The 13,992-nt window shown below is 59.9% G+C and carries 12 protein-coding genes; all 12 read right to left on the bottom strand.

Annotated elements, in window-relative coordinates:
* Positions 1-10: 10 nt before the first annotated feature.
* The 12 genes from AC27E8_RS15445 to AC27E8_RS15500 all read right to left on the bottom strand — a co-directional run bounded on the left by AC27E8_RS15445 (position 11) and on the right by AC27E8_RS15500 (position 13,918).
* The gene (locus tag AC27E8_RS15445; RefSeq protein WP_487100196.1) at positions 11-922 is read right to left on the bottom strand and encodes a carbohydrate ABC transporter permease; all 912 of its coding nucleotides are present in this window, start codon (positions 920-922) and stop codon (positions 11-13) included.
* Between the two features lie 50 nt (positions 923-972).
* On the bottom strand, positions 973-2,292 hold the full coding sequence (locus AC27E8_RS15450) for an ABC transporter substrate-binding protein (protein ID WP_487100197.1): 1,320 nt from the start codon (positions 2,290-2,292) through the stop codon (positions 973-975).
* A 120-nt stretch (positions 2,293-2,412) separates the two neighbouring features.
* Positions 2,413-3,573: an ROK family transcriptional regulator gene (locus AC27E8_RS15455; RefSeq protein ID WP_487100229.1), complete on the bottom strand. Its 1,161-nt coding sequence runs from the start codon at positions 3,571-3,573 to the stop codon at positions 2,413-2,415.
* Positions 3,574-3,804: 231 nt separating this feature from the next.
* Positions 3,805-3,978: a hypothetical protein gene (locus tag AC27E8_RS15460; protein ID WP_487100198.1), complete on the bottom strand. Its 174-nt coding sequence runs from the start codon at positions 3,976-3,978 to the stop codon at positions 3,805-3,807.
* Positions 3,971-5,095, bottom strand: a complete 1,125-nt coding sequence (locus AC27E8_RS15465; RefSeq protein WP_487100199.1) for a GerAB/ArcD/ProY family transporter — start codon at positions 5,093-5,095, stop codon at positions 3,971-3,973. Before AC27E8_RS15465 ends, AC27E8_RS15460 begins: the two co-directional genes overlap by 8 nt.
* On the bottom strand, positions 5,092-6,891 hold the full coding sequence (locus AC27E8_RS15470; protein ID WP_487100200.1) for a spore germination protein: 1,800 nt from the start codon (positions 6,889-6,891) through the stop codon (positions 5,092-5,094). Before AC27E8_RS15470 ends, AC27E8_RS15465 begins: the two co-directional genes overlap by 4 nt.
* 81 nt (positions 6,892-6,972) lie before the next feature.
* Positions 6,973-7,563 (bottom strand): DUF2140 family protein, encoded by a 591-nt coding sequence (locus AC27E8_RS15475; RefSeq protein ID WP_487100201.1) that lies wholly within the window; start codon positions 7,561-7,563, stop codon positions 6,973-6,975.
* A gap of 17 nt (positions 7,564-7,580) precedes the next feature.
* Positions 7,581-8,243 carry an endonuclease III gene (nth, locus tag AC27E8_RS15480; RefSeq protein ID WP_487100202.1) on the bottom strand — a complete coding sequence of 221 codons (663 nt, stop codon included), beginning with the start codon at positions 8,241-8,243 and terminating at the stop codon, positions 7,581-7,583.
* A gap of 5 nt (positions 8,244-8,248) precedes the next feature.
* The gene (locus AC27E8_RS15485; RefSeq protein WP_487100203.1) at positions 8,249-9,682 is read right to left on the bottom strand and encodes a bifunctional metallophosphatase/5'-nucleotidase; all 1,434 of its coding nucleotides are present in this window, start codon (positions 9,680-9,682) and stop codon (positions 8,249-8,251) included.
* 12 nt (positions 9,683-9,694) lie between these two features.
* Positions 9,695-10,348 carry a YktB family protein gene (locus AC27E8_RS15490; protein ID WP_487100204.1) on the bottom strand — a complete coding sequence of 218 codons (654 nt, stop codon included), beginning with the start codon at positions 10,346-10,348 and terminating at the stop codon, positions 9,695-9,697.
* A 13-nt stretch (positions 10,349-10,361) separates the two neighbouring features.
* The gene (locus tag AC27E8_RS15495) at positions 10,362-11,633 is read right to left on the bottom strand and encodes a ribonuclease H-like domain-containing protein (RefSeq protein WP_487100205.1); all 1,272 of its coding nucleotides are present in this window, start codon (positions 11,631-11,633) and stop codon (positions 10,362-10,364) included.
* A gap of 2 nt (positions 11,634-11,635) precedes the next feature.
* Positions 11,636-13,918: a DEAD/DEAH box helicase gene (locus AC27E8_RS15500; protein ID WP_487100206.1), complete on the bottom strand. Its 2,283-nt coding sequence runs from the start codon at positions 13,916-13,918 to the stop codon at positions 11,636-11,638.
* Positions 13,919-13,992: the final 74 nt, after the last annotated feature.

Genomic DNA, 13,992 nt, shown 5'->3' on the forward strand with positions numbered 1-13,992 from the left:
TCCATGTACGTCAATCACGCTCACCTCCGTAGTAGACCCAAAGAGCCGAGCCTTTGAAAATGAGCAAAGTAAGAATCAAAACAATAAAAAACAGAACCCACGCCAGTGCCGATGCGTATCCCATATGCAACTCAGCGAAGCCTTGAATATACAGGTATAGGGCGTAGAACAAACCAGCATTATCGACGCCCGCGTTTGAGCCCCCGACGCCGTTTCCCATAATATAAGCCTGCGTGAAATAACTGAAGGTGCCAATCACGCCTTGAACCAGGTTAAACAGCAAGACCGGTGAAATCATGGGCAGCGTGATATTCCAAAATGACCTCCACACGGATGCTCCGTCGATAGCCGCTGCCTCATAAAGGCTCTGCGGCACATCCTGAAGCCCGGCAAGAAAAATCACCATCCATGTACCTACACCCCATACACTCATCACGATATATGCCGGCACCGTCCACTGTGGTGTGACTAGCCATTGAGGTTGCGGGAGCCCTAATAAGTGCAAGAATGCATTCAATATTCCATAGTCAGGATTTAGAATCCAATTCCATAAAACAGAAGTCGCCACAGGCGGTAGAATCGCCGGCAAGTAAAAAATCGTCCGAAACAATGGCATGTACCGAACCCGCTGGTTTAACAAAATGGCGAGCGCTAAGGCAACTGCCAGGTCGAGTGGTATAGCAAAAACTGCATAGTAGAAGGTCACAGACAGCGCCTGCCAGAAATCCGGATCATGTATCATTTGCACATAGTTTTGTGCCCCTATGAACTGGGGTGGTTGAAGAAGATTGTAATTCGTGAAGCTTAAATACAGCGACCCTACAAGCGGCCCGAGAGTGAACACAATGAAGCCAATCAGCCACGGACTGATGAACAGGTATCCCGTCAGCCATTCACGGACCGCGAGAGACGAGCGTTTCATCCAAGTCCCTCCTTGCCGGAGGCCATAAAGACCTCCGGCGAGTGTTGAAATTACTTGAGGTTCGCATTCAAATCTTGCTCGGCCTTCTGCGCTGCCTGCTGGGGTGTCATCTGCCCGAGCAACAGTGGCTGGTAGATGTCATTGGACATGATGTTCCAGTAGTTGGCCATATTCTTGACTACCGGAATGACCTTCGCGTACTTCAAGGATTCCAGAATGGGCTGAATCCGATCGCTTGGCGTATGATTGCCCGGCGCTCCCGGAACAACGATATCTTGGAGATTGGCCGCGTACTGTTTGACAGGCGGAACAATCTTCCAGTGATCAATGCCCTCCAACAGAGCCGTGTAAGCCAAATACAGATCTTCTTTGGGCACCTTGGAGTGGGCGTTAATGGCGAGATCGGCGATGTACAAATCGGTCGCGTGGGTTGTCCCCATAGGCATCTGCTGTACTTTTGCAGTGAAGCCATTCGTATCATAGTTACCGTCCGCCGCACCGCCAGCAAACATCGCAACGCGTCCCTGTCTGAACAGATCTTCGATGTCCACGTTCGCCAGCTTGGCCAGCGGAGGCACGACGCCTTCTTTCACCATGTCGGCCATGAGCGTCAAGCCTTTGATGTCGGCCGGAGTGTTCAGCAGGGCCTTGGTCTTGGACGCGTTGTAAATGTCACCGCCATACGACCAAATGTACATTTCGACCGGCGGCCAGCCGTTAGATTGCAGGTAACCGTAGATGCCCTTGGATGGATTAGTCAACTTCTTTGCGTCACGCAAGAAGTCCTGCCATGTCCAGTTTGGCGAGGGCATGGGGAGGTGCGCTTGTTGGAATAGTTTTGGATTGTAGTACATGACAACCGGCTGTGCGATCCACGGAAGCGCATAGTAGTGACCATTGTAACGAACGTCGACAAGTGTGTTGGGATAGTAATTCGACGGATTAGCCACTAATGATTTGGACTTAAATTGATTGATGTATTGAGTGAGGTCTAGCAGAACCCCCTCACTCGCATACGTTTGCGCCAGGCTATCGTCGACGTAAAAGATATCTGGAGCCGTGCCAGCCGCAAACTCAGTATTCAGCTTTTGATCATAGTTGCCCCCTGGGACGTTGTAGTCCTCGATGACAAACTTCCCCTTGTATTTCTGATTGATCTTATCGATAATCTGCATGAGTTGTTGATTCTCCTGGGCACCGCCCCAGGTACCAAGCGTGATCGTCACCGGCCCAGAAGCGCTGGCCGAACCACCGCCCTTCGGCGCTGTCGAAGCGGTAGGCCGGTTGAGTGCTGCAGGTACGGTGAATCCCAATGCAACGAGTACTGCGGCTCCAGCGATAGCGGAACCAATCTTAGCCGAACGTTTCACTTTTCTTCTCCCCCTCGTACATACCTTCGAAACGGATTGATGGCGTTTACACGATGATCATGTATGCACTTTCTTCCTATCGACGCTCCATCACCTCCTTGATATCCCATTCACACATCATCATCCTACAAGTTGGGTGTGATCGTACACGGTCTGCAGGACCAAACTGGCTGCTCCCATCGCGACAGCATCCAGCCCAAAGTGCGCGCACATGACGAGTTTGCGCTCTGGCCGAAGACAGTCGTGGACATAGCGTCGCAATTTCTCATAAGCCATTTGCGATGCCAAGACCATTCGCCCGCCCAACACCACCACTTCCGGGTCAAAAATGCGCACCAGATTCGCGATACCAGCCGCCAAATATCGGAACGCCTTGTCAACCACGCTTGCGTCCGGCTCAATGCCCTTGATGGCACGATTCACGACGTGCTCGATCGTTTCGTGGACATGTACCTCGCGCAGCGTTCGCAGACGAGCAAATATGGCCTTGGCGGAGGCATGACTCTCAACACAGCCCGTATGCCCCTCCTCGCATCTGACATCCGTCTCGAAATTGACGATGGTATGGCTAAACTCTCCCGCCTTCCGAGCCGAACCTTCGTAAATCGAGCCAGCCACGGCTAGCCCGGCGCCAAGACCAATATCTGCGAGAACAAAGGCTACATGATGAGCGTGCCGTGCCGCTCCGAACCATGTCTCCGCGAGGACTGCGGCGTTTGCGTCATTCGCCAGATAGACAGGAACTCCGAGCTCATCTTGCAACTGCAGTGCAGCGTCCGGTTCGGACCACTCAGTACCCAGGTCTGGAGCTGGCACAATCATTTCTTGATTCGGGAAGCATGCTCCAGGAGCCGCTACCCCGATTCCAATGAGACGTTCTTCTGTGAGATTCTCTTCAACAAGAAAGCATTTGACCATCCGGGCTAGATCTTCTGGTCCCTCAGCGCCGCGCCAAACGATTCGTGATGAACGCAGTTCAGCAAGCATATTGGTATAAACGATCCGCGTCATCCCTCGGCCCAACTCAATGCCTAGAGCGCCTGAACCTTCAGGATTAATGTCGAGTAAAATCGGTTTGCGCCCAGCTGTTTGACTTTCCGCCGGGTAAAGCTCGCGTATCCACCCATCGTGCAATAACTTCTCTACGATACGCGAAACAGTGGGGGCCGAGAGGTTAAGCTGTCGTTCGAGGTCCGCACGGGACAAGCGCTTGTGCTCGCGAAGCGCATTCATGATCCGCCGTTCGTTCAACCTTCGTACGAGAGGTGGTGACGCTTTCATGAGCACCAAGATGAATCCCCTTTCGCTGCGGGCGTGCCGGGGCCTGACCGACAAGGCTATTCATTTCTTTCAGTATGAAATCAATTGATAGCTCGACTGTAGATCAATGGATAACAAATTGCAAGTGCGTTCGTCAGGTTCCAGTGAGCAACTTGGCTATGGAACGAGTCGCGGTCCACATCGGGCGTATTCGGAGTGCATCGACACGCATGGGTTCCCGAGCGAAGGCACTCACGTCAACACCCTCCACAGCGTCGCCCCCGAGACCAACAGCGAGATGATGGCCAAGGCGCCGGCAGATACCGACGCCACCGGGCCGCTCTTTCTCCCCGCCCAGCGCATGAACGAGAGCGTGTAAATGAAAATGCAGACCGGGATGATCATCGCAAACAGATATTTAAACATGGCGCACCCTCCTGGTTCTCCGACGAGATCGCTTGACCCACCCACTGAGAAGCACAGCAACAGGGATAGCAAACACGACAATCCATCCCCATTTGAGCAAGTACGTACCATCGAATTCAATGACGTCCATCCAGTTCTGCGGCCACATGCCGAGCGAAAACGACAACAGCACAATGGCGGGCACAGCGGGGCGATACGTGGGCCAACTGAACGCCTTCGACAAGAGATACGCAGAGCCCCACATGGTGACCGCCATACGAACCGTGGCCGCCGTCACCCACAGGAAGATGAAGATGCTCTCAAGCCGTTGAAAGAAGGGCCCCATGTGGATCATGCGAGCCAAGCGGTACAACGCGAAAGACGTCTTTCCGGTCTCGGCCGCCGGAAAGACCATGTGATACGATAGCACGAGAAAGACGAGCAGCAACGTCGACACGATGATGCTCACGGCGCCAATGCGGCGCATCTTCTGCGGGTTGTTGACGTGCGGGAAAATAATGGTCAAGAGCAGGACATTCGCGAAAATGGAACTGTACTGCATCGCGCCCATGATGACGCGCACCGGCCCTGTACCCCACAAGGGTAGGAGCAGGTATGGGCGCCACCAGTTCACCGTCATCATGCACACGCCGACCAGCCCCACAAGAAGGATGGGCAGGAAAATGAATGCCGTGCGGCAAATGCCCTCGATGCCGGCGTACGCAATGTAACCTACCGCAAACATGAACACCGCTCCGACGAGCAGCAATGGCGTTGACGGAAGCACGGTGCTCACCACGTTCTCTGTGAACTCCCGCATCACTGCGGCGGTCGAACACAGGAAATACAGCGCAAACAGAAGTGCGATACAGATTGCTCCGAACCGCCCGAACACCTCTTTGGTGATCTCGACAATGTCAAGATTTTGAAAGTATTTCCTCATAATCCATTCGACCAGGTAGAACAGTGCCAAGGTCAAAGCCCCGGAAAAGATGGGCTCCATCCAGGCCGCCTCGTACGCGCTAAAGCTGATGTAACGCGGGTACGTGAGAAACGCGTTGGTGGATACAAAAATGATGAGCATCGCGGTCATTTCCGCAGCCGGGACCTTCGCGTCTCTCTTGCCAGACTGGCTCATGCGTTGCCGTCCCCCTCTCCTGCTTCTCTTCGTGTCGCGGCCGACCAAGGTCTCGTCATCGGGTTCTGCCTCCAGCTTCGAAGCGTGTTCAGGAACGCTGGGCGCTTGTTCATGCCCCAGATGGGGCCGCGCACCAAGACGTCTCTCGCTGCGCCGCTGATGGGCGCCACGGGCGACAGAAAGGGAACCCCGAACGACTTCAGCATGGAGAGCCGCACGACGTAGACCACGAACAGAATGGCGATGCCGTAAAACCCGAGCACCGCCCCCGCGATGAGAAACGCGAAGCGGAGAATGCGGACGGCCATGCTCAGCTCATAGTTCGGCACCGTGAACGAGGCGAGCGCCGTCGTCGCCACGACGATGACGAGCAGCGGACTGACGATCCCGGCCTGGACGGCCGACTGTCCTATGATCAAAGCTCCAACGATACCAATTGTTGGACCTATAACCGATGGTATCCTAATGCCTGCTTCTCGGATTAGCTCAATGGCAAACTCCATCAACAACACTTCGACCACCACCGGAAATGGAACCTGTTCCCTGCTTCCAGCGATGGCCAACATCAGGTCCGTCGGCAACATTTCCGAGTGATAATTGGTCACCGCAATGTACAGCCCCGGCAGCAGCAAGGCGGTGAGCAGAGCCACCCAGCGTATGGCGCGGATGAACGTCCCCGGGATGATTCGCAGGTTGGTGTCTTCGGAGGTGTGCATGAGGGACCACAGCACCACTGGCACGATGATGGCGACTGGGCTATGCCCCACGAAGATTGCCACATATCCTTCCGCCAGCATCGCCGCCACGCGATCCGGCCGCTCCGTCACGAGCACCTGCGGGATCATCATGCTCGGCCGATCTTCGATGAATTGCTCCAGCATCCCCGCGTCGAGCACGTAGTCGACGTCAATGTCCGCGATGCGGCGGCGCACTTCCTTGACGAGCTTCGGATTCGTCACACCATGAATGTACATGATGGCGACATCGGTCTTCGCGAGGTTGCCGACGGCGTGAATCTCGGTCACCAAATGCTCCGAACGCAGACGCATGCGCACCAGGCCCGTATTGGTGCGGAAGTTTTCCGTGAACGCGTCCTGCGATCCCCGGACCACGTTTTCCATCTTGGGCGTGCTGACGCTTCGGTGCTCCCATCCCTTCGACTCGACGACGAGCGCCGCGTCGCATCGGTCCAAGAACACAACGGTCGATCCGGCCAGGACATTGAACACGACCTCCGACCACTTCTCGATGAGTTGCGTCTGGTGCCCGGGAACGAGGTGGTCGACCACGTACGTCAGCGCTCGCTTCGGATCGTCCGCTAGGTGCGACCACACCATCAGGGGCTCGAGGATGGCCCAGTTGATGACGTTCTTGTCCACCAAGCCGTCGACATAGACGACCATCCCGCGCCACGGCGAGCGGCCCTCAACCCCCACCGCAAACTCGCGGATCACGATATCCTTGTTTTGTGGCAGATGAAAGAAGCGGGAAAGGCGGCGCTTCATGTCGTCGAGATCGAGCTCGATGTTGTCCTGCTGACCGGCGTGCGCCTTTTCGACGGCCTCCTCGTATTCCCGCCCCGCGCGCCGCAGAAAGGAACGCATGGAGACGGGCTTTTTGGCGGTGTCCATCTTGTTTTCTGCCGTCGTAAAGTTGACCGATTCCTCTTCGGGCTCGTCCCCGTACTTGTCAGCACCCGGGTCATCGTCGTCGCTCGACAAGGAGAAATCGTCGTTCAGCACGGTGTCGTCGACGGTCAAGAGCCGTTTCAGCGCACCTCCAACTCCCACGTCCACTGGAGCAACCTCCTATGCGAACAGGTTCCTCGCGCATTTAGCTTGCTCCAGGCGGCGGAAGTTATCCGACGTCACGGGAAGTCACGGCGCGTGTTGAGAGAGGGTTTGGGGCGGGATGGCGAGATTCAGGGAGAGTTTCTGCGTGGCAGGCGAGTACTGGACAACGCGGACGGCGAACGGCTTGGGGGGACGCTCGGTGAAATTCAAGGCGATGTTCTGGGACGAGTCGTCAATCTCGACCCAGCTTGGCAGTGAAGCGCGATCGAGCACGGACAACACGACGGATCGGGGTATGGGAATAAATGAAAGTTGCGCGCTGTCCACGTGAAGAATGAGATTCCCGTTTTGCACGATGGGGGTCACAACGAACTGCATGGGCAGAGCGCGATCGAGCACCTTGACGGCGAAGTCGCACACCCACGTGTCGCCAAATTGGACACTCGCGGCTTCGAGCACGCGGCCGACTTCGGGATCGTGCGCGATGGCGTACGCGAGGTAGGCGTTGATCGCATCCGCCCCGATATCGACCTGGACCGTGGGCGCGTTCGCGGGCACAGGGACGGTCGGCGACGGGGTATGGCCGGATTGGGGAAGGCTGTTCCACACGAGGAGCCCCGCGATCACGGCGAGCAGATCGAACGCCGCGAGCACCATGAAAAGCCGCTTCCACATCGGACTGCCTCCCTCCGTCACCCTTGCTTCGCCTTTGGCTGTGCCTGACTGCGCGCGTACTGACACAAATCTGCCACCGGACAGATGTGGCACTTCGGCTTGCGCGCGGTGCATACCCGCCTGCCGTGCAGGATGAGCGCGTGGTGCGCCTTAGTCCACAGTTCAGGCGGCAGCTTCGCGCACACCTGCTCCTCGGTCTTCAGCGGATCGCTCGAATGCGCCAAGCCGATGCGATTGGTCACGCGCTGCACGTGCGTGTCCACAGCAAACGCCGGCACGCCGTAGGCGTTCGAGATCACGACGTTGGCCGTCTTTCGCCCGACGCCAGGCAGTTCCATCAGGCGATCTCGGCTGTTCGGCACCTCGCCGCCATACACGTCGACGAGGATGCGCGACGTCTCCACGATATGCTTAGACTTGGACCGAAATAACCCCACTTCGCGGATGTCTTCCGCGACCTCGTCGGGGCTCGCCTTTGCAAACGCTTCGGGCCCGCGGTACTTCGCGAACAGCCTTGGAGTCACCATGTTGACGCGCTCGTCCGTGCACTGCGCCGACAGCATGGTCGCCACGAGCAGTTCAAACGGCGTTGTGAAATGAAGCTGGCAGCGCGCGTCCGGATAGGCCTCGAGAAGCCGTTCCACAACGCGCACCGACGTTTCGCGATCGAGCTCGGCCATCCGCCCTACGCCCTCCTTTCCACCGGATCCACGACCTCATACCGCGGGAGCCGGGCCCGTTCGAGGCGGCCGGGATCGCCGATGTGCTCAATGAGAAGCTCGCGCACCAACGGGCGCTGGTAGGTCACGTCTCGCGCGCGGCGGAACGGCGGAAACACGGGGGACAGCCACAGATACTCGCAGGTGATGACGCGGTAGTCGCGGTCCGGCTCCATCGACCGCCCGCCCATCACGACGCGGCGCACGCGCCTCCCATCGGGCCGGTACTCGATCTCGGCCAGCGCCCCGGAAATGGCGAGCACGCCAATTCTGCCGCCGCGAAACCCGAAGCCGATTCCCTGGCGATTGTGAATTTCGGGTTTCAGGGCGAGATCGATGGCCTCGAGGATGTCCGCCCCGCGCATGGTCACGACGATGGGCCGAGTGGGCGTCGGGCACGCGCCGAGCACGTGCTCCATGGTAATGGCGCCAGGCAACAGGCTCGCGTTGAGCGCTCCCGCCATCATGAGGGCGAGATCTCCCTCGAATGCGTCGTACAGGATGTCCGTGAGCAGATTGGCGAACGTGCATTCGTCCTCATATTGGAGCTGCAGCCGATCCGACAAGTCCGCCACGGCACGCCCCAGCTTCCGCTCCACGAGCGTCCGTTCCATTGCGTACACCTGCATCATGCGAGCGTCCAGGGGCTCCCAGGGCTCCACAGGGATCCGTTCCGAGCGGGCCGCGACGCGCCCGCTCGAGCGTTCGAGCACCGTGTGCCCGAAGGAAAATCCGTGCTTTCCGGGCTGAAAGACGGCCGTGTGGCCGACGTATTCCGCCTCGTACATGGTCTCGTGGGTGTGTCCGCCGAGGACGCAGGTGATCTGAGGGAGCTCGCTCGCCAACGCCCGGTCAAAGCGCAGCCCCATGTGGGAAAGACACACGATGGCATCCACCCGCTGCGCCACGAGCTGTTCCACCGCCCTTCGAGCGGCCTCGAGCGGATCCAAGACCTCGACGCCGAGCATGTGATAAGGCAAGTCGTAGTTGGGCGTCAGGCCAAATGCGCCGATGCGCATCCCGCCCACCTCGTACACGTGCGTATCGCGAAAGAACGGGAACGCGCCGCCGTTTGAGCGCCGCAGGTTCGTGCCAAACGCGATGGCTCCCGACCGGCTGACGAGTTCCTCCCACCGCTCCACCGGGATGGTCAGACCCTCGTTGTTGCCAAAGACCCAACCGTCCACGCCGAGCACGCGCATGAGCTCCGCATTCAGTAGGCCGCATGTCGCCTCGGTCTCCGGCCGCACGCGATCCAGCACGTCGCCGAGATCGAACGTGAGCGACGCTTCACCCTTTCGATCGAACTCGGCTCGCAGCGCGCGGATCTTCGCCCCAATGCGCATGTGATTTTCAAGCCGACTGTGGAGGTCGTTCATGTGAAGCAAGTGTACCCGCACATCGACACCCCGCTAGTCCTGGGCGATGGAACGAGCCGTTTTGTACAGCGCGCACGCGGGCGTGAACGTCTCTTCCACCCACCGCACGAAGGCCTCGCCCGTCATGCGCACCGCATCGTCGCGGAGCATCGTGCGCCCCACGAGCATCTCCGCCTTCTTCACCGCAGCCAACCGCTCCCCAACGCGGCGCAATCCATCCACGCCGAGATGGCGCACCAGCTTGAAATCCGGCGAGGTGTGATCTTCGATCACGGCGAAATCCCCCGGCAGCATGGCAAACATGTCCTCGCTCTCCGCGGCCACGCGCGCGCCAAACGCCGCCTTATCGACGCCCTCGTCAATGTAACCGAACACCGCAAACACGTGCGTGGCAAAGAGACCGATCTGGAAATGCGGATGCTTCTTGTAGCCCCGCGGATCCGAGCTGAACGCGACCCACGTGCTCTCTGGCGGATGGACCGTGCGGCGCGCGTGCTTCGCCACATGCGTGTGCATCGGCACGCCAAGCTTCTCCGCCAGCCAAGGCTCAAAGTGTTCGGCCAACTGGATGAACTTCGGTTGAATCCGGGCTCGAATCCGCTCCATCCGCGGACCGAGGCCCGGCTCCGTCATCGCATCAAAATCTTCTGCAGTCCACCCTGCAAACACCGCCCGCACCTTCCCCACGAGTATGCTCCCTCTACAGTAGACGACGCGCGTCAGCCTGGCAAGCCGATTGCCGCTCGAGCTTGCGGCGAATCCGCTCGAGTCGCCGCGCAATCTCACCGTGTTCACGGGTTCCGTCAGCTACCCGCGCCTGCGCCGCCTCCGCAGATTCCAACGCCTTGGCGAGATCGCGCCGGTGATGCTCGAAGTACTTCGCGGCCTCCACGAGCGGCTCAGGACGGTCCGGAAAGTCCCTCGCGAGCTCCAGCCAGATCTCGCACGCTTCTTCCCACCGGCCGCGGCGCTTCAAAAACAAGCTGAACAGCCACCGGGCCCGCCAGTCCGCGTCGTCCTGCTCGACGGCTCTGCGAAACTGTGCGTCGGCCGATTCCCATTCCCTCCACGCATCAAACCACGTCGCGAGCCCGACGTGCGGGGCCGCGTGGGGCCACGAGCGCCGCTCCTCCAGCGCTTCCGCAATCTCGAGCGCCAGGCGCGCCAACGTGCAGACGTCGCGGAGGTTGTGGGCAAACACGTCTTCCATGGACGCGAGCGGCGCGCCCTGAACATACGCGAAATAGCGAAGTGGCGCCTCGCTGCCGGGCAGATCGTTATCCCGCTTCACGCCTAGCACGGCTTCAACATCCGCCAGCTTCATGCGCCCCACCACGCGCTTCCACAGCCTGCGCGCAGGGGGGAGCAGATCCAGGTGCGCGGGCTCGGGAGGGATCAGCCCATAAAGCACGCATCGATTCACGAACAGCGGCCAGTCGTACGACTTCCCGTTGTATGTGACCATCACGCTGCCTTCTCGCTCGAAGCGGTCGGCCAGAAGCCGCACCACCGCGGCCTCCGCCGCGTAATCCGGCACGAAGTACTGGGCCACGCGGAACTCATCGTCGGCGAAATAGCCGACGGCGTGCAGAAACGGCACCGTGCCTCCGCCGTGCCCGAGCCCCGTGGCCTCGACGTCGTAAAACATCATCCGCTCCGGCACCACGTCGGCCTTCGCCAGTCGGCTCAGGCGGGCGAGATCGCAGGAAAGGAAATCGGCGAACGGGCGGTCTCCGTAGGATGTGCAGAGGTCGAAGCCCGTGTCGCGAACCCACACCGGCCCATACGGGGTGGAGAGCTTTTGGAATCCGGCCTCGGCGAGTTCGCCCTCGCGATGGTTCTCGATATGAGGCTCCTGCGGTGAGGATGAAGCCGCGCGCGCCTCGTCCGCCGGCGCATCTTCGCCGTTCGACCTGCGCACGCCGGTGGTTCGCTCGAGGTCTTTCAGCTTGTCCAACAAGCTCCGCCCCATGGTCACGCCCCCCGCGGTGCGCTCGCCCCGGCGACGGAGCCGAGAAGCGCCTCCACCCACTGTTTGAGCGGCTCCCCGCTCGTCGGCGGCCCGACGCAACTCGGGCATCCGCACTCACACGGACAGCCCTGCAACATGTCGAAGGCCGTCGCAAAGATCTGATCACGGTCGCGGTACACGCGCTCCGCGATGCCCACCCCGCCTGGGTATGCGTCGTACACGTACACGGACGGCCGTGCGTACTGCGGATCGCGCACTTCGACAGCGACGTGCACGTCGGACGCCGCGCACATCGCGTGCAGCGCCACGGCCTGTTTGAGCACGTGCCCCAAGCCTTTGAGCGCCGCCTCCCACTCGTCGTCCGAGGCGGACCAGCGGGATCGGTCAAACGTCACCCAGTAACCCGACGTGTGCAACTCGGCCTCCGGGAGATAAATCTTGCCCCAGCCGACGTTCTCGTGCGTTTCGAGCTTGATCTTCTTAAACAGGGTGGGCGTCGCGTGCACGGCGAGATCGCCCGTGTAATGGCAAAGCGGCCCCTCTTCGGTCAAGTGGTTCTCTTCAAGCACCTGTAAGTGCACAGCGAGTTCCGCATCCGTGTAATAGTCGCAATCCACAGGGCGCACAAACGCCTTCCCGTTCTCGAGGTCCAGCTTTTCCACCTGATACATCTGCGACTGATGCAGGTAGATGGCCTCCTCGTGCAGCATCGTCAGCGCGCTGAACCGGTCCATCTCGCCGATGACCATCGGTGGATGCGCGGACTGATCGACGATCACGACATTTTCCTGCGCGGCGCTGCGCAGGGACACGGCGTGCGCCGGCATGTCGTCCGCCATGTAAAAGTAGCGACCGTCCGCGGCGCGGTGCAAAACGCGGGTGTCCACCAAGTAGTCGAGGAGCTCCTCCGTCGTCTCGACGCCAAACCGCTCGTCCGCTGAAAACGGCAACTCGTAGACCGCGCATTTGAGATGGTCCATCAGGATGAGGAGGTTGTCCGGGTAGATGCGAGCCGCCTCAGGCGACGCGTCCAGTAGGGCTTCCGGGTGGCGCACCATCCACTGGTCCAGCGCGGAACTCGTGGCGACAAAAATGGCCGCAGAGATCCCCTTGCGGCGCCCAGCGCGGCCCATCTGCTGCCTGGTGGAAGCCACGGAGCCCGGATAGCCAACCGTGATGGCCGCCTGCAAGGAGCCAATGTCGACACCGAGTTCCAGCGCGTTGGTGCTGACGACGCCTAAGATCTGGCCTTCTCGCAGGCCCCGTTCAATCGCGCGGCGCTCGTTCGGCAGATAGCCGCCGCGGTAGCTGACGATGCGGGATCGGACGCGATCCCGCGCATCGCGCCGCAGATAGGACGCCAAAAGCTCGACCTGGTTGCGCGTGCGCGCAAAGAGGATGGTCGGAATTTCATGTTGAAGCAAGCGCGCACCGAGCCGCCTCGCCGCCCGCAGCGCCGACTGGCGCAGGCCGAGCGACGGATCGACCACAGGCGGGTTGTACAGAATCACGTGCTTCTCGCCTTCCGGCGCGCCCGATTCGGAGACGACCGCCGTCTCCCTCCCCAGGAGCCGAGACGTGAGTTCGCCCGGATTGGCGATGGTCGCAGAACAGAAGATGAACTGCGGGCGCGCGCCGTAGAACGCCGCGATGCGCAGGAGCCGGCGAATGACGTTCGCCACGTGGCTGCCAAACACCCCGCGGTAGATGTGCGCCTCGTCGATCACGACGTAGCGCAAGTTTTTGAACAGCCGCAGCCACTTCGTGTGGTGCGGCAGGATGGCGGCGTGCAGCATGTCGGGATTGGTCACCACGATGTGGCCCGCCTCCCGAATCTTCTGGCGCGCGTGGACGGGCGTGTCCCCGTCATACGTGAACGTGTGCACCGACGTCTTCAGGTTTCGGACGAGATCGTGCAATTCCGCCACTTGATCCTGCGCGAGCGCCTTGGTGGGAAACACGTAGAGCGCGCGCACGCCGGGATCGCGCAGGATGGACTGGAGCACGGGCAAGTTGTAGCACAGCGTCTTGCCGCTCGCAGTCGGCGTCGCAATCACGACATCTCGGCCGGCCTGAATGAGATCCCACGCCTCCCGCTGATGCGCGTAAAGGCGCTCGATCCCGCGCGCAGCGAGGGATGCACGCAATTCTGGGTGAAGTTCGACAGGAAAGTCAGCATAGCGCCCGATGCGCGCGGGCACCACGCGCCAAGCCGAGACCTGTTCTCGAAACTGCGGATCGCGCCGCCACTCGTCCAACAGCTGTTCCAGGTTCATCTGCATCATCCGCTTCTATGAGAGAGACTCAGGAGAAGAACGCGCTGCAACACCTTGTCTCTTCAGTCACGAAATCAGATTTC

The organism is Alicyclobacillus sp. CIJ1 (assembly GCF_057538885.1).

Excerpts from the sequence above, each read along its gene's own strand:
- AC27E8_RS15445 (WP_487100196.1), bottom strand. The coding sequence starts at position 922 with ATGAAACGCTCGTCTCTCGCGGTCCGTGAATGGCTGACGGGATACCTG.
- AC27E8_RS15475 (WP_487100201.1), bottom strand. The coding sequence starts at position 7,563 with ATGTGGAAGCGGCTTTTCATGGTGCTCGCGGCGTTCGATCTGCTCGCC.
- AC27E8_RS15465 (WP_487100199.1), bottom strand. The coding sequence starts at position 5,095 with ATGAGCCAGTCTGGCAAGAGAGACGCGAAGGTCCCGGCTGCGGAAATG.
- AC27E8_RS15495 (WP_487100205.1), bottom strand. The coding sequence starts at position 11,633 with ATGGGGCGGAGCTTGTTGGACAAGCTGAAAGACCTCGAGCGAACCACC.
- nth (WP_487100202.1), bottom strand. The coding sequence starts at position 8,243 with ATGGCCGAGCTCGATCGCGAAACGTCGGTGCGCGTTGTGGAACGGCTT.
- AC27E8_RS15460 (WP_487100198.1), bottom strand. The coding sequence starts at position 3,978 with ATGTTTAAATATCTGTTTGCGATGATCATCCCGGTCTGCATTTTCATT.
- AC27E8_RS15500 (WP_487100206.1), bottom strand. The coding sequence starts at position 13,918 with ATGATGCAGATGAACCTGGAACAGCTGTTGGACGAGTGGCGGCGCGAT.
- AC27E8_RS15455 (WP_487100229.1), bottom strand. The coding sequence starts at position 3,573 with ATGAAAGCGTCACCACCTCTCGTACGAAGGTTGAACGAACGGCGGATC.